The 20,204-nt window shown below is 45.0% G+C and carries 20 protein-coding genes and 1 tRNA gene; 6 read left to right on the forward strand and 15 right to left on the reverse strand.

What is annotated here, in order from left to right; translation table 11 throughout:
- Positions 1-22 precede the first annotated feature (22 nt).
- The 7 genes from AZI85_RS15490 to rpsU all read right to left on the reverse strand — a co-directional run bounded on the left by AZI85_RS15490 (position 23) and on the right by rpsU (position 6,001).
- The gene (locus tag AZI85_RS15490; protein WP_155724058.1) at positions 23-364 is read right to left on the reverse strand and encodes a hypothetical protein; all 342 of its coding nucleotides are present in this window, start codon (positions 362-364) and stop codon (positions 23-25) included.
- 308 nt (positions 365-672) lie between these two features.
- Positions 673-749, reverse strand: a tRNA-Met gene (locus AZI85_RS15495).
- A 137-nt stretch (positions 750-886) separates the two neighbouring features.
- Positions 887-1,348, reverse strand: a complete 462-nt coding sequence (locus AZI85_RS15500) for a hypothetical protein (protein ID WP_063244914.1) — start codon at positions 1,346-1,348, stop codon at positions 887-889.
- A gap of 152 nt (positions 1,349-1,500) precedes the next feature.
- Positions 1,501-3,330, reverse strand: coding sequence for an RNA polymerase sigma factor RpoD (gene rpoD / locus AZI85_RS15505; RefSeq protein ID WP_063206055.1), 1,830 nt, complete (start codon positions 3,328-3,330; stop codon positions 1,501-1,503).
- A 14-nt stretch (positions 3,331-3,344) separates the two neighbouring features.
- Positions 3,345-5,204, reverse strand: coding sequence for a DNA primase (dnaG, locus tag AZI85_RS15510; RefSeq protein WP_063244915.1), 1,860 nt, complete (start codon positions 5,202-5,204; stop codon positions 3,345-3,347).
- Positions 5,205-5,212: 8 nt separating this feature from the next.
- Positions 5,213-5,659 (reverse strand): GatB/YqeY domain-containing protein, encoded by a 447-nt coding sequence (locus tag AZI85_RS15515; RefSeq protein WP_063206053.1) that lies wholly within the window; start codon positions 5,657-5,659, stop codon positions 5,213-5,215.
- Positions 5,660-5,806: 147 nt separating this feature from the next.
- A complete protein-coding gene (gene rpsU, locus AZI85_RS15520) occupies positions 5,807-6,001 on the reverse strand; it encodes a 30S ribosomal protein S21 (RefSeq protein WP_041872727.1) in 195 nt (64 codons plus the stop codon).
- A 170-nt stretch (positions 6,002-6,171) separates the two neighbouring features.
- Between rpsU and AZI85_RS15525 the strand changes: the two genes are divergently transcribed.
- Genes AZI85_RS15525 through AZI85_RS15540 form a run of 4 tightly spaced genes read left to right on the forward strand, consistent with a single transcriptional unit; the run spans position 6,172 to position 10,573 of the window.
- Positions 6,172-7,233, forward strand: coding sequence for a hypothetical protein (locus AZI85_RS15525; protein WP_063244916.1), 1,062 nt, complete (start codon positions 6,172-6,174; stop codon positions 7,231-7,233).
- A gap of 42 nt (positions 7,234-7,275) precedes the next feature.
- Positions 7,276-8,025 (forward strand): TerC family protein, encoded by a 750-nt coding sequence (locus AZI85_RS15530; RefSeq protein ID WP_063245072.1) that lies wholly within the window; start codon positions 7,276-7,278, stop codon positions 8,023-8,025.
- Positions 8,025-8,957 carry a tRNA adenosine(34) deaminase TadA gene (gene tadA / locus AZI85_RS17980; RefSeq protein ID WP_301335695.1) on the forward strand — a complete coding sequence of 311 codons (933 nt, stop codon included), beginning with the start codon at positions 8,025-8,027 and terminating at the stop codon, positions 8,955-8,957. Before AZI85_RS15530 ends, tadA begins: the two co-directional genes overlap by 1 nt.
- A 29-nt stretch (positions 8,958-8,986) precedes the next feature.
- Positions 8,987-10,573, forward strand: coding sequence for a DEAD/DEAH box helicase (locus AZI85_RS15540; protein ID WP_063244918.1), 1,587 nt, complete (start codon positions 8,987-8,989; stop codon positions 10,571-10,573).
- Here AZI85_RS15540 and AZI85_RS15545 read toward each other — a convergent pair whose 3' ends face one another.
- Together AZI85_RS15545 and AZI85_RS15550 are read right to left on the reverse strand one after the other, a co-directional pair.
- A complete protein-coding gene (locus AZI85_RS15545; RefSeq protein ID WP_063244919.1) occupies positions 10,574-10,849 on the reverse strand; it encodes a hypothetical protein in 276 nt (91 codons plus the stop codon).
- 1 nt (position 10,850) lies between these two features.
- Complete coding sequence (locus AZI85_RS15550; protein WP_063244920.1) at positions 10,851-11,789, reverse strand: protein-glutamine glutaminase family protein; 939 nt, start codon at positions 11,787-11,789, stop codon at positions 10,851-10,853.
- A gap of 112 nt (positions 11,790-11,901) precedes the next feature.
- Here AZI85_RS15550 and AZI85_RS15555 point away from each other — a divergent pair, with 112 nt between their 5' ends.
- A complete protein-coding gene (locus AZI85_RS15555) occupies positions 11,902-12,918 on the forward strand; it encodes a M48 family metalloprotease (RefSeq protein WP_063244921.1) in 1,017 nt (338 codons plus the stop codon).
- Between the two features lie 57 nt (positions 12,919-12,975).
- Here AZI85_RS15555 and AZI85_RS15560 read toward each other — a convergent pair whose 3' ends face one another.
- From AZI85_RS15560 to AZI85_RS15585, 6 genes are all read right to left on the reverse strand, one after another.
- Complete coding sequence (locus AZI85_RS15560; protein WP_063244922.1) at positions 12,976-13,695, reverse strand: response regulator transcription factor; 720 nt, start codon at positions 13,693-13,695, stop codon at positions 12,976-12,978.
- 55 nt (positions 13,696-13,750) lie between these two features.
- Positions 13,751-14,113 (reverse strand): translation initiation factor, encoded by a 363-nt coding sequence (locus AZI85_RS15565; RefSeq protein WP_063244923.1) that lies wholly within the window; start codon positions 14,111-14,113, stop codon positions 13,751-13,753.
- Positions 14,110-15,636: a SpoVR family protein gene (locus AZI85_RS15570; protein ID WP_063244924.1), complete on the reverse strand. Its 1,527-nt coding sequence runs from the start codon at positions 15,634-15,636 to the stop codon at positions 14,110-14,112. The genes AZI85_RS15565 and AZI85_RS15570 overlap by 4 nt, the downstream gene beginning before the upstream one ends.
- 41 nt (positions 15,637-15,677) lie before the next feature.
- A complete protein-coding gene (locus AZI85_RS15575; RefSeq protein WP_063244925.1) occupies positions 15,678-16,775 on the reverse strand; it encodes a DUF444 family protein in 1,098 nt (365 codons plus the stop codon).
- Positions 16,775-18,850, reverse strand: coding sequence for a PrkA family serine protein kinase (locus AZI85_RS15580; protein WP_063244926.1), 2,076 nt, complete (start codon positions 18,848-18,850; stop codon positions 16,775-16,777). Before AZI85_RS15580 ends, AZI85_RS15575 begins: the two co-directional genes overlap by 1 nt.
- A 77-nt stretch (positions 18,851-18,927) precedes the next feature.
- Positions 18,928-19,554: a DUF4292 domain-containing protein gene (locus AZI85_RS15585; protein WP_063244927.1), complete on the reverse strand. Its 627-nt coding sequence runs from the start codon at positions 19,552-19,554 to the stop codon at positions 18,928-18,930.
- A 17-nt stretch (positions 19,555-19,571) separates the two neighbouring features.
- Here AZI85_RS15585 and AZI85_RS15590 point away from each other — a divergent pair, with 17 nt between their 5' ends.
- Positions 19,572-20,183 (forward strand): hypothetical protein, encoded by a 612-nt coding sequence (locus AZI85_RS15590; RefSeq protein ID WP_063244928.1) that lies wholly within the window; start codon positions 19,572-19,574, stop codon positions 20,181-20,183.
- Positions 20,184-20,204 lie beyond the last annotated feature (21 nt).

Raw genomic sequence — 20,204 nt, forward strand, 5'->3', positions numbered from 1 at the left:
TCATTAAATTTGATAAGAAATATTATTGAACAACACCCGGAGAAGCACAGCTTTCATCAACGCTAGCTTTTTCAGAGAAAGAAACCGCATCCCCATTAGCATTACAGCAAACAAAGCGTTCCCGCTTCACAATGTCGTTTCTAGACTCCATCGAAGCCGTATACTTACAACTTCGGTACTTCCCAGACACCGCCCCACAAGCCGCCGCCTCCAAAGAAGTCCCCCCCGACTGCTGAGGATCCGCAGTACAAGTAGCAGTCCCATTAGCACATTTAATAGTAGTCGAACACAAAGCCCTAACCGGATCCGCCTGAACCACCAATGAACTAAAAAGAACAACAACAGCAAGAATCAGAGTTTTCATATCACCCCTCCAAGAAGCACCTTTACGCCCAAGAAAAAAGGAGTCAATTTTCAACCCAAAAACAAATCCAAAACCGCCCCCTAAAAAAACCCAAGGGAGCGCGAAGAGGGGGCGAGGTTGTGCCCGCGGTAAAAAGCTCCGGGGGAGCTTTTTAGTGCGGAGCATGCGGGAGGCCCTCGCCGCGAAGGCGGCGAACGTCGACCGCCTAGGAATATTGGGCTCAACGCCCAATATTCCGCGTCCCGAGATGCCACCAAGCAACCAATAAAAAAACCCAAAACCATCGGCAATAAAAAGAAAAGGATAAATGGTAGGGGGCGAGGGACTTGAACCCCCGATCCCAGTGTTATGAGCACCGTGCTTTAACCAACTAAGCTAGCCCCCCGGAAGTCTGAGATGACTTTACCGTATCAAACCTAACGAACACTATCAACCGCACATGATGGCAGCGAACGTTTAAAAATAAAAAAGGGTCCCGATGGGAACCCTTTTGACGCTGTGTAGAGTTAAATCAGCGATAAATTAAAACTTCGTGTACGAACAAGCCAAAGCAAAACGACCTGTCAGACCGGCAACACCCAAGTAAACTCCGTTCTTGGCCTTAGAATCTAAATCCAAGCGCACAAGAGAGCCGCCTTCATAGCAGGTCAATTCATAGTGGGCACGTCCGACAAAGGATGAAGCACGAGAGCGATACCAAAGTGTCGTACAAGCGACGTCACGAACCGTGATCACGCGATGCTGAGGACCATTGCCCGTCGTTGCCCAAAACTCTTCGCTATAATTGATACGTAATGGCTCGTCAGGGGTCGCACGTTCTGCTTTTAGATACACGGTCGCCACCGTGTCGTTGCCTGTGTATTGAACCAAATCAGGCGTTTTTTCAGCGGAACATTCAACGGACTTAATGACTTTGTCAGCGGAATCGATAGCGAAAGCGGAGTGAGACAAAAGCAAAGCAGCCACGAAAAGAACTGATTTCATTTTAACCTCCAGTTTTAAAATTGGAGGGATCATACAAGAAAATTTCCGAACGATTTGTCAGGATTATTAAAGATGAAAAAGATTCTAAAAAAAAGGGGACTTTCCGAAAAAAGTCCCCTTTAAAGAGTTTAAATCAGTTTTGAGAACGCGCTCTAGCTATCAACGAAAGCCTTAAGCTTGTTCGAGCGTGAAGGATGACGAAGCTTACGAAGAGCTTTCGCCTCGATCTGACGGATACGTTCACGGGTTACGTTGAAGTCTTGACCTACCTCTTCAAGAGTGTGGTCGGATTCTTCACCGATACCGAAACGCATACGAAGAACTTTTTCTTCTCTTGGAGTCAAAGTCGAAAGAACACGGCGAGTTTGCTCAGCCAAGTTCAGGTTCACAATCGCTTCTGCAGGATTGATAACCTTTTTGTCTTCGATAAAGTCACCCAAGTGCGAATCTTCTTCTTCACCCACTGGAGTTTCCAAAGAGATTGGTTCTTTCGCGATTTTCAAAACTTTGCGAACTTTATCAACCGGCATGTCCATCTTATCTGCGATCTCTTCAGGGGTCGGCTCACGGCCTAGTTCCTGAATAAGATAACGAGATGTACGTACAAGCTTGTTGATGGTCTCGATCATGTGCACAGGGATACGGATTGTACGAGCTTGGTCGGCAATCGCGCGAGTGATCGCTTGACGGATCCACCATGTCGCATAAGTCGAGAACTTATAACCACGACGGTATTCGAACTTATCAACGGCTTTCATCAAGCCGATGTTACCTTCTTGGATCAAATCCAAGAATTGAAGACCGCGGTTCGTGTACTTCTTCGCGATAGAAACCACAAGACGCAAGTTTGCTTCAACCAATTCAGATTTCGCTGCATCGGCCTCACGCTCACCTTTCCAGATCGCTGTGTAAGTTTCCTTAACCCAGTTGTGGTTCATCTCAGTCTCAGAGTCCAAACGCTTGATACGTTTTTCAGCTTCTTGAGCCTGTAACACGTAAGACTTGAACTTTTGATAGTTCAAACCCGTGTCGCGAGTCATTCTTGTTAATTCTTTTTCGTTCGCATCGATCAACTTCATACGCTCAGCCATAGCTGCAACGTCTTTAGAGAACGTACGCTCAACACCGTCTTTGATACGACGACGAAGAGTTCCGATACGGTTCACTAAGTTTTTGAACTTGATCACAACACGATTGATAGTTTTACGGTTGAAGTTCACAGACTCGAAGTTCGCCATCAACTTATCGTTCATCACAACAAGTTCTTTCATAGCGGCTTGACGAGCTGGAGTATTGGTTTCTTCTTTACGAAGAACCATGAAAAGCTTCTCAGCACCTTTTTGGTACTCAGTCACTTTACCGATAAGTTCATGAATCTTATCGATGTACTCTTTTTCATCGTACTGAGTGTCTTCGTCCTCAAGACCACGGAAGATCGATTTAACTTTGATACGGCCTTCATCAAGACGTTTACCAAGTTGAATGATCTCGTATGTACCTAGAGGTGACAAAAGGATCGCACGAACGATTTCACGCTCCCCTTTTTCAATACGACGGGCAATCTCAACTTCACCCTCACGAGTTAAAAGAGAGACGCTACCCATTTTACGCAAATAAAGACGAACGGGGTCGTTACCCTTTACGTCTTCGCTTTCGGCTTTTTCTTCATCATCTATTTCTTCGTCTTCAGAATCCGGGCTTTCAAGGAATGCTCCTTCGCCCTCTTCTTCTTTCGAAGTTTCAGACAAGTCTGAAATTACTACACCACCACCCTCAAGCGCGTGCATGAATGCATCGAGCACCGAAGGAGCGATAATTTCAGGCGGAAGAAGGTCGTTGATCTCTTCAATAGTCAACGCACCTTTTTCCTTTGCAAGCTTCAGAAATCGTTGAATTTCTTCTTTAATCAACGTTTCTTGTTCTTGCAGGGAAAGAACCTTTACGGGCTCTTTCTCTTGTTTGTTTGGTAGGTTCGGTTTCATCAATACCCCGCCTTTTACCCTTTATTCAGAGAGATTCGGTTTCTCTGAATATTCATAATCTGTTCCAACTTTTCCGAACTAGGTTCGTTTTTAAGATCTCGCGCCAATTGCTTTGCTTGCTCTCTTAAGAAATTTTCACGCACGCGTTTAAAGCAATCACGCAAGAGCTTCATCTCTGCCTCTTCGTCGAACCCTGGCTCGGTTTCAGCTTGTGGACCGGCTTGAAATAAATATTCAGGCTGATCGACGTAAGAGACAAGCAGACTGGTCAACTTATCAAACTTATTAAGATCTTGTCTATACACATCCGTCGCCTTTTCTAGGATCTTTTTCACTCCGTCGTGAGCGACGCTCTCAAGCAATTTTTCATTCACAAATTGATCAAAATTGGCACGACTTTTGAGTACCAATCCTAATAGCAGAAGCTCGGCTTTTGAGCCTCCTTTAAGGGAGATTTTGCCACCCTCTACTGATTGGGACACCGGTGCCGGGCCTTGAGGGTTAGTCTGTGGGCCTGGCTGCACCGTCCTAGTCATAGCCGGGCGATTTTGCGAATAAACAGGGCCACTTCCCTGTATTCCGACAGCTTGACGCAACCAGGGCAGAGTTACGCTCATTTTTTGAGCGGCCTCAGCCAAATACAGATCCCTTAAACGAAGATCAGGAATCACCTCAAACAAAGGCTTTAGCTTATCTGCTAGCTTCACTTTTTCCGAAGCGTCGCCACGATAGCCTTCCATCCAACGCGCTAAAATCATCACAAAAAGGTCGGGAGCCTTATCCAGCTCGGCCTTCAGGGCTTCAGCGCCGTACTTTTTCACGTAGTCGTCAGGGTCCATGCTGTTCGGAAGCGTCAGGCCCTTGGGATACAAATCGGCAGCCAATAAAATCGGAAGACTGCGCTCGGCAGCTTCCATCCCCGCAGAGTCCCCGTCAAACATCGCCACCACGTTTTTGGTCATGCGTTTAAGCATTTTCCCATGGTCTGGCGTCAAAGCCGTTCCCATTGTGGCAACCACGTTACGAATACCCGCTTGATACAAGGAAACTAGATCCATGTATCCCTCTACAATAAGGGCCATGTCATCACTGCGAATATAACGAGCGGTCTGAGAAAGTCCGTAAAGCACCTTTCCCTTAATAAAGACCGGCGTTTCTGGAGAATTCAGATATTTCGGTTCATTTTCTTTTTTCTCTAAATAACGTCCACCGAAAGCAATGGGCTCTCCCATCGCCGAGAAAATCGGGAACATCAAACGATCACGGAAGATATCAAAGTAGCCAGATTTATTCGTGCGAGCCTTTACTAGACGCGCTTCTTCGGCCAAGGCCATCGAGATGTTGTGAGAAGCTAAATGCTTTTCTAGCCCATCCCATTCCGCAACCGCGTAGCCAATCCCGAAAGTCTCGATGACTTCTTTAGAAAGGCCACGGCTGGCGATATATTTTTTCACCGGATGATCGTTAGGAACACGGTGAAGTTGCTCTGAAAAGTAATGAGCTGCGAGCTTATTTACTTTTAACAACAACTTCTTTTTTTCAGCGACTTGGTCTTGAGCCGCTTCGTTCTTTTCAGGAGCTGGCATCGGAATGCTAGCGCGATTGGCAAGATACTCGACCGCTTCCGGAAAGCTCATGCCCTGGTAGTCACGTAAGAATGAAAACATGTTTCCACTCTTGTGACAGCCAAAGCAGTGATAGACTTGTTTTGTCTCAGAAACAGAGAACGACGCCGTTTTTTCGACGTGATCAGGAAATGGACAGCGGCCCATAAGGCCGCTACCACTTGGTTTTAACTGAGTGTATTGAGAGATGATATCGACGAGGTTATTGGCCTCGGAAACTCTCTCGATAAAGTCTTGAGAAAATCTCATGAACCTTCTTACGCAAGTTTAGATTTGATTACTTCGCTTACTACTTTGTTATCAGCCGCACCACCAGAACGAGCGATGACTTCTTTCATCACAGGTCCCATGTCTTTCACCGTTTTCGCGCCCGTAGCTGCGATCACTTCAGTCACTAGAGCTTCGATTTGTTCACGGCTCATTTGTGCAGGCAAATAAACTTCAAGAACTTTCAACTCTGCAGATTCTTGATCTACAAGGTCTTGACGACCGGCTTGTTGAAACTGCTCGATAGATTCTTTTCTTTGCTTAACAAGTTTTTTAACCACGCCAAGAACTTCATCACCTGTGATTGGGTTCGGGCGCATGTCGATTTCACGGTTTTTGATCGCGGCTTGGAGCATACGAAGAGCTCCCAACTTAGCACTGTCTTTCGCGAGCATCGCGGCTTTGATATCCGCAGTGATTTGATCTTTGATTTCCATCGATACCTCCGAGAGTAAGACTGTTCAAAAAGGCGCAGCCGCAAGAAGTTCAATGAAGTCGGATGGGTCTTATTCAACAGTCTGTCTGTAAGAACAGAGGCGACCTTTTGGGCCGCCTCTTGAAAAACTATCTTCGCAAAAGAAGGACTAGTCGTTCCAGCCTTTTCTCGATTTTTTTACAGCGCGTTTACGAGCTGCAAGAGACTTCTTTTTAAGTCTTACTGAGGGCTTTTCAAAGTGTTCACGTTTTTTAACTTCAGAAAGAATTCCTGCTTTTTCGCAAGATTTTTTGAATTTTCTGAAAGCAGATTCAAAAGACTCACCGTCTTTGATCTTAACCATTGCCACGACAATCACCTGCCCTTCGATGTGGAAAATGAGAGATGAGTGTATAACAAAGCAGCATAAAAGGCGCAAGTCTCGGGGTCTTAACGCGATGAATTATTATTTCCCATGTGCTTTTTTATTGCGCAGCCAAGGAAAGCACGGGAAAAATTCATCGAGGGGTGTTTATGAGAAATCTTATCTGTCTGATATTACTGGGCTTATCCTTAACTCCAGCGGCCTATGCGTGGGAGGACTTTTACATCCTAAAGCCTTCGGAATTCCAGATTGAACGCACCCCTGGTCAAAGATTCACTCCCTTGAATTCAGTCAGCTGCCGAGACCGCATCAAACAAGTGATCTGTTTGGTGGATAACTCATCTTCACCAAATGGTCCTCGAAAATGCCTCAGCGGGTCCGAAAACTTCGCACCCCCCATTGAAAAGATCTACGATATTTTGCCCGAAAAGCTGCAAAAGGCTTTTTGCGGACTTGATGCTATTTTCGTTGAAAGCGATGTGGAATCTTTAGCCTATGCGGGCATTATTCGCGCGAACGAAAAAGGCGAAGTCGAAGGTTCTTTTATCGGCGTTCGTCGCACACTTTTAGAAAGAGCTTACGACGCCACTTCGGTCTTTGGCTGGAAAGAACAAAAAGCTTTCGGTATCGTGGCGCCTCCGTTTGTGCACTTACCAGACGGACCGCGAGTCGAAGTCATTCTGCCTAATACCTTGTCCGCGCTTCAATATATTTTCATTCACGAAATCGGCCATATTTTGGATTTTGCAAATTCTGCGAATGAATTTGTCTGCCCTCCGAATGAAACTTGCGACTTGAGTAAATGGGATCCGACAGAGTTTGGAAAAATGGTGCCGGCTGCAAATTCTTTTAGTTCTTTAAGTTGGAAAAACCCGATGTATCCACAGGATGCACAACGTTTTTCACTTTGGGATAAACTTTGTTTTTATGGGTGTAATGAACGCCTGACAGTTTTGGATATGGAAGGGTTCTACCAACAGCTTGGTCAGACAAACTTCGTTTCTACCTATGCCGCTGTTTCTCCTTATGAGGACTTTGCAGAGAGCTTTGCGTTTCATGTGCTTAGCCTCCAAGGTGAATGGAACTACCGGATTCAAACACCGAACATGGCTTACTCTTTAGAAAAGAAGTGGGACGTTTTGTTTTCTAAAAAATCTTGGCTTGAAGCGTTCTATCAGCGAGATCTTAAATACCCAAAAGCCACAAAGTAGTTTATAAACTCCTTTAGCTCATAAAGGAGTTTTACCACTATGATGGAAATGCTTTCGAACCCTCAAATCTGGATTGCCTTCGGTACTTTGTTCGCTTTGGAATTAGTACTAGGAATCGACAACGTTATCTTTATTTCGATTCTTGCCGGCAAACTTCCTAAAGACCAACAGCAAAAAGCGCGCATGACGGGCTTGGGGCTTGCGGTTTTGACTCGTATTTTGCTTTTGTTTTCTTTGTCTTGGATCATCGGTCTTACCGAGCCTATTTTCTCTGCCTTGGGCCAAGAGATTTCAGGTCGTGACTTGATCCTTCTTCTCGGTGGTCTATTTCTTATCGTTAAAAGTACGGCCGAAATTCATCACAAGCTTGAGGGCGTTGATGGAAGTCAGTCTAAGAATGTCGCGCACTCTTTCGGCGCGGTGATCGTTCAGATTCTTCTTTTGGATATCGTATTCTCTTTGGATTCTGTGATCACGGCCGTGGGTATGGTGAAGGAATTGTCTGTGATGATCGCGGCGGTTCTAGCTTCGACAGCGGTGATGATTTTCTCTGCGAAAAGCATCAGTGATTTCGTGGATTCTCATCCTTCATTGAAAATTTTGGCGTTGAGCTTCCTTCTGATGATCGGTTTTACTTTGATCGTTGAAGCTTTAGAAGTTCATATTCCCAAAGGATATGTCTACTTCGCGATGGCTTTCTCTGTCGGTGTTGAGATGTTGAACATTCGCATGCGTAAAGCGAGTGTGAAAGATCACGTTAAACTTCGTGAAAGAGTGGCAGAGGAAAAATAGTGTCCTCTCTCCTCCAAGAAGACTCATATTGGATGCGCAAGGCTTTAAATCTTGCGCGTAAAGCAGCGGACAAAGGAGAAGTTCCTATTGCCGCTCTTCTTGTTGGACCTGAGGGCCTGATTTCTTGGGCCATCAATACTCGTGAACGACAACAAACTCCTTTGGGCCACGCTGAACTCTTCGCCCTTCATAAAGCTTCTCAGAAAAAACAAAGCTGGCGACTGAGTGACTGCACTTTGTATGTCACCCTGGAACCTTGTGTGATGTGCGCGGGAGCAATTCAACAGGCCCGATTAAAACGCGTTGTTTATGGGGCTTCTGATCCCAAGGGCGGCGCGGTTCAAAGTCTTTATCACGTGCTGAACGATCCCCGCTTAAATCATCAAGTAGAAGTTACAAGCGGAGTTCTTGCCGAAGATTGTGCTGCTCTTCTTCAGGGTTTTTTTCAAGATCGCCGTGAAGAAAAAAAGACTGAAAAATCTGAAAAGGTCTATCGCGAACGCACTTCCGTTGTGGTGGTTCACAAAAATCAAATTCTTGGATTTCACGCGATTGATCCGACGTCAAAAGCCCCCTATTTCTTTTTACCTGGCGGCGCGATTGAACCGGGAGAAAGCATTCCTGAAGCGGCCGCTCGTGAATGCCTTGAAGAGACCGGCTATAAAGTCCGCGTGCTAGAAGAAACGGCTTTTGAAAGAAAGTATGATTTTCCGTGGAATGGGAAGATTCATGCGTGCCGAACCGTGTTTTACCTCGCTGTACTCGATCAAGAATGGACTCCGCCTCACAACGTCCAGGATGCCGATTATCACAAAGGTGTTGCATGGATGAGCACGAAAGAGGCTGCGCAGGTCTTTTCATATAACAAAGACATCCTCTGGGCCGTGCAAAAATTGCTGAAAACCGCCCAAAAGAAATCCGCCTTGCGCTGAAGGCCTTAAGGCTGTTACAACGGCCTTTCATGACAACGACAAAATTTACCGATCTTCCCTTAGTTGCCCCTCTTCAATTTGCGTTAAAAGAAGCAGGATATGAAAATCCAACACCAATTCAGTTGGCAGCCATCCCTATTCTTTTGCAAGGGAAAGACCTTTTAGGTATCGCTCAAACAGGAACTGGAAAAACAGCGGCGTTCAGTTTGCCGATTTTGCAGAATTTAGCAAAACATCATTCGCGTCCGGAAGCAAAGTGCCCACGCGCTTTGATTTTAACTCCAACTCGTGAGCTGGCGATTCAGATTCACGAAAACATCGAAGCATACAGCAAGCATTTAAAGCTTAAGCACGCGGTGATCTATGGTGGCGTGGGACAAAATCCTCAAGTTCGAGCTTTGCAAGCCGGCGTGGATATTCTTGTCGCGACTCCGGGTCGCTTGTTGGATTTATTCTCTCAAAAGTTTTTGCGTTTGGATAAAGTGGAAATCTTTGTCTTAGATGAAGCCGACCGTATGCTGGATATGGGATTCATGCAGGATATTAAACGCATTCTGCCTTTGCTTCCTAAAAAACGTCATAACTTGTTCTTCTCCGCAACAATGCCGCCAGAGATTTCTAAACTTGCTCACAGCATTTTAGTAAATCCAGAAAAAGTAGAAGTGACACCCACGTCTTCGACAGCAGAAAAAGTCGATCAAAAAGTCATGTACGTTGAGAAGAAAGACAAATTGGATCTATTGATCCATCTTCTTAACGACAACGATCTTTATAAAGTTCTGGTTTTCGTGCAAATGAAACACGGGGCAAATCGTGTCGTAGATAAACTCGTTAAAGCGAACATCACGGCTGCTGGAATTCATGGCGATAAATCTCAGAATGCGCGCCAAAGAGCTTTAGAAGATTTCCGCAACGGAGACGTTCGCGTCCTTGTTGCTACGGATATTGCCGCTCGTGGTATCGACATTGAAGGCATCACTCACGTTATCAATCTTGAAGTGCCACATATTCCTGAAAGCTATGTTCACCGTATTGGAAGAACAGCGCGCGCCGGAGCATCTGGAGCCGCGATCTCTTTCTGTACGGCAGAAGAGAAGTCTTTCATGTTTGCGATTGAAAAGGTCACTCGTCAGCCGGTTCCGGTTGTGAAGAACCAACCTTATCACTCAGAAGCCATTGAAAAAGCTCAAGTGATGAGTGCGGGTAAAGCCAAAGCCATTCTTGAAGGGCAACGCTTAGAGAACAAAGCGAAGAATCGCGCTGGCCAGAAACCGAAGCGTTCATTCGGCGGCGGCAGCGGCGGTGGTAAACCGAAAAGCTCTACTCACGGTGGTGGCAACAAGCCGCACCGACAAGATTCAGCGAAGAGCCCTGCGGCTCACGGTGAAAGCCATAAACCACACAGGCACGAGTCAGGAAAAAGCGACGCTTCTCATGGGGGAAACAAACCTCACAGAGCGGAAACCCCAAAAAGTGGAAGCTCTCATGGTGGAAGCCACAGTGGAAAACCTGCTAAGGCAACTCCGCACAAAAACAACGGACCTAGCGGTGGTGGAAAAAAATCAGAAGGTCAAAAACCGAAAAGAAGATTTTTTGGATTCGGCAGAAAGGGCTAATTAAGGCCCTTTCACGTCAATAATTTTGCGCGTGTGTTGTTCCACTGAAAACTTAACGGGCTTTTTCAGTTTCAAACTTTGTTTAAGATTATCCATAAACGGTTCGTTACCCGTCAGTTCATAAACGCTGGGATGAAGCTTAAAGGACACGCGCACTTTCTCGTTCACGTTTTCAATCTTATACACTTTATCAGTAAATGACTGCGACTTCGGCGCGGATGTCTGCGCCCATGAGATGTGAGAGATCATTAATAACGTCATCAGAATGAATTTCATCTTAAAGTCCCTTTTCGCGCTTTAACTGCTCTCGCTCATAAGCCAGCATACTTTGTTCTTCACGTCGGGCATCTAATTCCTGCTCTGCCTGCACTGTGTCCGCGGCATGCCACTTCAGACGATTCGGTTCGTTCTTCGCGGATGGCAAAGTTTCACCACGCAAGGGCCCGAGGTTAAAGCGATCGGTGATATAGGCCAAAGCTTCTTTCTTCGCTTTTGGCGTTGTCAGAAGTTTATCCGTCCACTGTTTGACAGGAACGGGCTTGTCATAAAGAGCGGGATCTAGAATATGCAACTCAATCCCCTTTTTTGTCTGAACGGCAACAACAGGGGCGACATGGTAATTCCACATGTAGTTTTCAGGATATTGGCGCTTGTCTTCGGGAATGATAAGTTCCCCTTCTAAAAACATCTTGGCGACACGGATGCCTTTTTTTTCCATTTGCTGTGCAAAAATATGAGCACGAGCGTAACAACCATTCTGAGTTGCACCGAAAGCATATCTTTCATCTTTCGCAAACTCTGAGAATATTTTTTTCGCTTCATCTTCCGTCAACACAGACACCGGAATATTCCCGGCAGCCGTTTTCGCTAAAGTCATCGTCGGATAAACGACACCTTTCGGAGCGCTTTCCTTCGGGTCACAGATCTCGGGTTTATTTAAATTATTTAAGGACTTTGAAAGTGACTGATAAAACTCGGAATAATCCGTCATCGCCGCTGATGTGCCGACTTTTTTTGAAGCGTTTTGATCCGGTAGCAGAGGTTCTTCGTAGTGACCAGCGGCACTGCATAGTTCTTCGGCCATCATGCGATCACGGGATGAAAAATCATCCGGCGCCGCTTGGACGGCTTCCTTAAACTGGCAGGCTTCTTGGGGGGTGAGGGCCCAAGAAAAGTGGAAACTAAAAAGGAATAACAATACGTACATAAAACGCATGCTTCTTTTTCGGAATTTTTACGCTCGCGCCAAAGGGGTCTGACCTGGACTTTCGCCTGTTTTCACGAAAGAAAATGTGGCTCTTCAGAGGGGCGTTTGCTTTAGTTTTTATATGAATCAAAAAGAAGCTCTATTAAAACTCGACGAAGTCTTAGATCAATGGATTAGCACCCCAATGGGAAGAAGAACTTTTTTAAGTTCTCTTCCTCTTTTGATGGCAGCATGCGCGACCGAACAACACCGTCAGCGCGAAGGAAATCTGCGTGGTGATGAAACAACTTTGACCTATGATCAAGAAAGAAACCTGACGAAGGAAGCTTTGCCACAAATGCGTAAAGACTATCCACCGGTGCAAAACCCCCAGCTACAATCTTATATTTCTCAATTGGGTCGTAAAATCGTGACCGCGAACAATCTTCAAGGAAATCCCTACAACTACAACTTCACGGTGGTGGATGTAGGATACGTGAATGCCTTCGCACTTCCTGCGGGAACTATTTTCGTGACGGCTCCCCTCATCGCAATGGCGGATTCCGAAGCAGAACTTGCCGGAGTGATCGGGCACGAAGTAGGTCACGTCAAAGCACGTCACACGGCTCAACGCATGGATGCAGCTAAAAAAGCCGAAGGTAAATCTTGGATGTATGCCGCAGGCGGAGGAATCCTGGGTGGAGCTTTGGGTTACGGCATCGGCAAACTGCTATGCAATCAAGGTGATGATCAATGTATGCAGAAAGCCACCGCCTATGGACTTGCTGCAGGAGCAGGTGGTGGTTTGCTGGTGCAGAAGTATGCGTTTATGGCGAACTCTCGTGAAGATGAAATGGAAGCAGATCGTATCGGCTTTAGAACTTCCGTAGCTGCTGGCTACGATAAAGACAAAGTCGGTCTTTTCTATGAAAAGCTTCTTAAGATGGAAGAACAGTCCAAAGGAGAACAGAATAAAATGCTTTCCTCCTTAGCAGACGCTATGAGCACACACCCACCAAGTCGCGAACGTGTTGTGCAGATGAATCAAATGGCCGCCGAGCAAAGAAACAGTCCACGTACCATTGTTTCTACGAAAGAATTTGATCGCATGAAGTTACTTTGCGGAGAACTCACAAAGAAGAAACAAAAGACAGGATAGTTTGAAATTAAAAAGCCGGAGTTCATCCGGCTTTTTCTTTTAATTTTTTTAAAGAACTTATTCCGGTGATTCCAAACGGTAACCGAGTGAAGGCACCGCCACAATACGACCATTGAACTTACTGATCTTACGTTTCAAATAGTTGATCTGAGAATCCACGTTACGAGAAGTCACTTCGGTGTCTCCCCATATTTCCGTCAGACATTTTTCGCGCGTAACCAGATTGTTTTTAGCCGCCACCAGCATTTTCAGAATATCAAATTGCTTCGGCGTTAAACCAACCTCTTCACCATCTACGAAAACCTGACGAGACAAAAGATTCATTTTCAAATTAGAAGCCGTCAATTCAGAAGCCGCTTCAGGTTCTTTTTCCGATAAACGAGCTTTGATTCTCAGAATCAATTCTTTCACGTGGAATGGCTTAGAGATAAAGTCATCCGCACCTGTTTCAAAAGCTTTGATTCTTTCATCGATGGTCGCCGCGCCAGATACGAAAATGATCGGTGTGTTTTTCGTTGTTGCGCTTTCACGCACCATGCGACATACATCCACACCCATCAAACCAGGCATTTTGTAATCTAACAAAATCAGATCAGGTCTTTTTTCATTAATAAGTTTTACCGCAGAGTTGCTGTCAGAAGTGTAGGTGCACTCATACGTCGCACTGAGAATTTCAGCCAAAAGCTTACAGCTCTCTTCGTAGTCATCAACTATAACAATCTTTTTTGCTGCCAAATCCGCACCTCGCAAAGGATTGCTGGAAGTAAACATGTTCATATTTGAAAACTATCTCCCGATCAAATTGAAAAGACAAGCTGCATGGGGTCCAGTTTTAAACACCCTTATATTTAATGCGCTTGGACTCAAGTATTTTCTTAAGTTGATCGCGTTTGTCACCCTGAATTTCGATTATACCACTTTTTGGGGAAAGAATGTGAGTACCGCCAACGCCGCACTTTGCTTTGAGTTCCTTAGTTAGGTTTTTGAGGAACTCCTCGTTTCTGGGAAAACCATCCATCACCGTGACCGTTTTTCCGCCTCTGCCGCCTTTTTCAATGCGAAAGACAACAGTGTACTGCCCGTCAGTTACAGAGTCCTCAGGCACGCAGGTACACTCGGCCTGAAGCTGTTTACATTTAGGACAACGGATGTTCTCTTTTGGATCAGTGCTAAAAACTAAGCGAGTATTTTTCATGAACCGGAGCTTTCTGAATTCGATGGATTCGGAGTGGGCTCTTCACCCAACTTATGCTGTGTATACTCCTTTCCGTCGAATCTAAAAAGCTGCGGGGTTTCATCCATGATTGTCGCTAGGTTTACCGGGCGTTTCCACATTTTGAAGACGTTTTTAAGGGTCTCGCTCATGAAATCCGGCTGCATATCGATGCCCTCATGCAAATGTGTCAGCAAAAGCTCGCCGCGATTTTCAAAGTTCGCATCTTCGATACGAATGATCGGCTGACCGAAGTTTGTCATATGGAACAGCAACTGAGCTTTAATAGCCTTGAAGTCTTTGGTATCGACCTCAAACTTACCGGTCTTCTTATTGAACTTGTATACAAACAATTTGTTACGAGCGCAGAAGTCTTCCGTCAGGAATTGGTCAATGAACGTAACGTCGTTACAGACTTTACGAACTTCAAAGATTTTTTCACGTCCTAAACGCAAATCCTTGTTCCAATTCTTACGTTCACGAACGTCATCGCATTCTTCCCATTCGCGACCGAATTGACCTTTGTTCCATCTTTCTTCGATATCACGGAACAGTTCAATACCCACTTTATACGGATTGTATCCATTCGGTGCCATTGCCATCGTTCCACTATGGTGATCAGCAAAGTCGATGATCTCTGAATCATTTAAGATCTTCGTCGTCATCAAATGCGAATGCCAATACGAAGCCCAACCTTCATTCATGGTTTTCGTCATTCCCTGCGGAGAGAAGTAATAAGCTTCATCGCGGATGATCGAAAGCACGTCTTGCTGCCAGTCTGTTAACGGAGCATGGTGAATAAAGAAATTAAGAATGTCTTTTTCAGGCTCTTGCGGGAAGCGTTGAGCGCGGTGTTGCGCTTCTTCCTCCGCCTTCTTTTTTTGTTCTTCGACAAAAGATGGCGGATTGATGTAGTCACGCATGTAAGAGCGATCCACGCGCAAAAGATAATTCGGCTCTTGCGGACGTGACTCTGTCGGCTTAGCCACAGACTTTTCCACATACGGACTGTAACGATCGATTAAATTTTCTAAACTAAGGCAAACATCAATGAAGTTTTCCACAGTTTCATATCCGTAACGATCCATGTAGCGACGAATGCGTGTCGCGTGGTTCGCCATCTGGTCCATCATTTTACGATTCGTTTTTGAGAACCAGATATTGTTCTTAAAGAAATCGCAGTGACCATACACGTGAGCCATCACAAGCTTTTGATCCATCATCGCGTTGCCTTCCATCAAGTAGGCATAACAAGGATCGGTATTAATCACCATTTCATAGATTTTCGAAAGACCGTACTCGTAACTTTTAGAAAGATGCTCGTACTCCATCCCGAACTTCCAATGCGGATAACGAACGGGAAAACCGCCGTAAGCCGCAAATTGGTTGATTTGATCATAAGTGATCAATTCAAAAATAGTTTCAAAAAAATCCAGTCCTGCGTCTTTCGCGATCTGACAGATTCTTTTTCTTTCTGCTTCTAATTCGGGAGTTAAATTCGCCATAACTCATCTCCGTTGGAAAAAGGCATGTGGTCCCTTTTCGTTTAGCGGCCTTTACCCAAGAAGTCCTTGATAGAATCAAGGATCTTGTCGCGGTTTTCGATTTGGCTCAGAGTGAGTCTTTCGTCGTTGCCAAATTCTTTTTGTAAATCTTTAAGGAACTGACCACTTCCGTATTTACTTTCCACCTGCCCGTAACTAAAGACGTTGCAGTTCGGAAGGAAGAATTCAGTCATCATCTTAATACACAAACGAGTGTCTTCACCCGACCAGTTGTCACCGTCACTGAAATGGAAAGGATAAATATTCCACTCGTGAACAGGATAGTCTTTCTGGATGATTTCCTGACAGAGCTTATACGCAGAGCTGATTAAAGTTCCGCCGGATTCACTGGTTCTAAAGAAAGTATCTTCGTCCACTTCTTTCGCGGCCGCATCGTGAATAATGAAACGAGTCTCTAGACCCTTATAATGTTTCTTTAGCCACGTGTTGATCCAGAAGCTTTCTAAACGAACAATTTCTTTTTGTTCATCACCCATACTGCCCGACACGTCCATCATGTAAATAACCACGGCTTGGGTTTGTGGTTGATTCACTTTTTTGAAGGACTTGTATTGCATATCCCTGCGGATCGGCAAAACCAAAGGCTCTTCCGGATTGTAGGTGCCAGCACCCACCATGCGCTTTAAAGCTCTTTTATAAGAAGATTTAAAATGACGAAGTCCTTCCGGTCCCACCGGAGCAAGTCCTGTAAACTTCGTTTTTAAGGATTCGATATTCTTTGCGCCTTTAGGCTCAATGCGTGGAAGTTGCAACTTCTCACCAAGAATATCTGCCAACTCTTCCATTGAAAGTTCGACTTCCAAAAGATGCTCTCCAGGAGCTTCTCCGGCTTGTCCTTGTCCACCTTCACCTGGATCACCGACGTCTTGACCAGGTTGACCTTCCCCTTGACCGACACCGCCCTGTTGCTTGGGACCGTAGCGGAAGTTAGGAATATCAATGCGAGGAAGAGGAATTTTAACGTACTCCTCCTCTCGCTTCCCAATCATTTCGCCCTGGGAGACATACTTGCGAAGATCTTCTTTGACCTTGCCCTTAACGATTTCTCTGAACCTGTTATTGTCTTCCCGAATCGACATTATTTATTCTTTACATCCCCGCGGGCGAAGATACTTGCAACGTAGTGTAGAACGTCCGTCGCAGAGATTTCATCGTACCCGAAGTCCTTGATGAGACGAGTTTTAACGATATCAATTTTTTCTTGAGTATCTTTGTCAGCAACGTTGCTCACTAAAGTCGTAAGTTTGATGCTGTCTTTTTGATCCTCGAAGAGTTTCAATTCAATCGCTTTATGAAGACGTTCGTTCATTTTGTAGTTGAACTTCTTGCCTTCCAAAGCCAATGCCCCGATGTAATTCATGATCTCACGACGGAAATCATCTTTACGAGATTCAGGGATCTCGATCTTCTCTTCAATAGATCGCATCAAACGCTCATCAGGCTCTTCATCATTGCCCGTGAACTGATTACGAACTTTTTCACGTTGAGTGTAAGCTTTCACATTATCGATGTAGTTCGCGCAAAGTCTTTGCATCGCACTTTCATCGGCACTGATCGCTCTTTGAACTTCCGCTTTGATGATTTCTTCGTATTCTTGAAGAACCACACCTAGAAGTTCTTTGTACTCGCTCTTAAGCTCTTCGTTAGAAATCAACGAGTGATTCTTAAGGCCGGATTCAAGTTCTTTAAACACCATGAACGGATTCACAGAGCCTTTATTAGACTGTTGCGCCGCAACCAGAGCGTTAGAGAGCTTATCTTGGATATAACGAGCCGAAATACCTTCAAGACCTTCGCGGTTGGCTTCTTTACGAAGCTCACGCACGTTGTCTTCAGTGTAGTTCGGTAACGTCTTACCGTTATAGAGTTTTAGTTTTTGCAAACGAGTGAGGTTGGCTTTCTTAGGCTTTTCCAAACGAGTCAGAATCGCCCACATCGCCGCCATTTCAACCGTATGAGGCGCGATACTTAAACCGCGCACTTTTTGAGAATTGAAATCACGTTTGTAGATATTGATCTCATCTCTCCAGCGAGTGATATAAGGAATATCGATCTTCACGGTACGGTCACGAAGGGCTTCCATGAATTCGTTGTCTTGAAGACGACGGTACTCTGGTTCATTCGTGTGTCCGATAATCACTTCATCGATATGAGTTTGCGCGAATTTCTTAGGTTTAACTCTGTGTTCTTGTGACGCTCCCAAAAGGTCGTACAAGAAAGCCACGTCAAGTTTAAGAACCTCGACGAACTCGATCATACCGCGATTGGCGACGTTGAACTCTCCGTCAAAGTTAAATGCACGTGGGTCTGAATCAGATCCATATTCAGCAATCTTACGATAGTTGATATCGCCTGTTAGCTCCGTAGAGTCCTGATTCTTTTCGTCTTTCGGTTGGAAAGTACCAATACCGATACGATCCGCTTCAGAGATGAAAAGTCTTCTTACACGAACGTGCTCAAGAACTTTCATCAAGTTGCTGTCGTATTTTTCCATCAGTTGCTTAAAGATGAATCGAGATGGCGGGCTTAGCTCCCCGTCAACATGCACACGGTAAGAACCTTCTTGTCCTTTATTCAAGGACTCATACACACTTTGACGAAGCTCTTCTGGGATTAGAAGCAAAGGCTCTTCATTCATCGGCGAAGGGAACACCTTCACACCTTTACCAAGAATGCCATCAAGTTCTAATTTTTCATCAATCCATTCAAACGTGTACATTGCGCCTGATTTGCTGTGCGAGTAGCGCTCAAGACCTTTTTTCAACATCCGGCAGATTGTAGATTTCGCACTTCCCACCGGACCGTGAAGCAAGATCACACGTTTTTCAGTTCCGTATCCCAAAGCGGCCGCTTTAAGTACGTTCACCAACTTCATCAACTGAACATCCAATCCGAAGACGGCGTCTTTTCCGTTGTTGAATGTGTCATCGAAGAATTTATATCTAACGACTTCTTTTTTGAAATCCAGATATGTTTCTGTGCCTTCTTCAACGATCATGTCGTACATGCGCTGATAAGCATTCCTCGTGATTTTAGGATTTTGTTTTACAAGATCGAGATACTCTTCGAAGGTCCCACTCCAATGCTCTTTAGCGTGAGTGCTCGAGTTCTGCCAGTTACTGACCAACGATTGAAGATCAAACTTAGAGGCCATAATCTCTCCCTCAGGTGCTTGGTGACACACCTACTTCCATAAGATTATGCCTCAATACTAGACGGTTAACGAGTTAATTAATTTATTTGTATTGCTTTGAACCCCGAGGGCTGTCTCAATGTGAAAAGGTCATTTTTAAACTGGACTTCAGTCTGGGGCGCTGGGAATTGCCACTGCATTTCAAATTGCGGGCCCGTAATAACTACTTTTTTCTCACCTTCATTTCGATTTGACCAAACAACGCGAAGGTTCCTTTGTAAGTTGTCACATTGAGAGATCCAGCCGTCCGTCGCAAGCGTGCACTGCCACCCGGGGCCACGTACAGGCTCATCAAAAGCAATATTGGCAAGATTCATAGGATGCAATGGCAAATCGATCATACGGTTGAACGCACGCTCTGAATTTCTGCCATAAAAAAAAGTTTTCTGCGGATAAATCACATAAGAAATTTCAGAAGGACTCATGACCAAGCTAGCAACTTGATACCCCAGCATCGCTGAAATCTCCAATCGTGCTCTTTCATTTTTGATCGCATAAATATCTATATTTAATGACTGCGTCTTATTCTGCTTTTCGTCCTTTATAAGGGCTTTGGTTTCCCATTGAGCTTTTTGATAAGCTCCTTGCTTCACCGTCTTAGTGACACAGCCAGATACGATAGCGGTTAATACAATCAGTAAAAAATAATTGATAGTTGTCATCATTGCCTTAGCATAGAGAAATGAATTCTTTTAAACAAGCGCTGATTCAGCTGAAAAGCCAGTGGAAATACAGTCTTATTCTTGGAGCCATTGGTTTTGTGGTCGCATTCTCGCTGCGCCATATTCCGTACGTCAGTGCCGTGTTAACGGCTTTTGCTCTGTTGGTCCTTCAACATCTCACAGACCGTTGGCTTGAAGGAAAAAACTGGAAGGATCTTTCAACAGTGAAAGAGTCACTGCTTCCTTTTATTGTAACAAGCTTGATTTTGTTCCCGACCACGGTTCTTATTGGGTCCTCTTTTGGAATCTTGCAAAGTCCTCAAGAGTATCTTTCAGGAGCACCTCTTTCCTTAGGCCTATTCATCCTGGGAACTTTCTTTTATTTAGTGCTCACCCACGCGTTACGTTACCGCTTAGATACCGGCACAGGATTAGCTGAGGCCGTTGATATCGTAGGCTTAGCTTCCATGAAAAATCTTCGACACTATTTTGTAGTGAGCTTTTATCTAGCTCTATTACTATTAATAGCCGGAGTGACTTGGGGGATTGGATTTTTACTGGCTTTCCCGGTGCTCTTTTTCAGCAGCTATTACTCTTATTTGGAAATGAAATCCAAGTTCGTTAAAAAGTAAAAGGGCCGCGTTTTTAGCGCA

The organism is Bdellovibrio bacteriovorus, assembly GCF_001592755.1.
GTDB lineage: Bacteria > Bdellovibrionota > Bdellovibrionia > Bdellovibrionales > Bdellovibrionaceae > Bdellovibrio > Bdellovibrio bacteriovorus_E.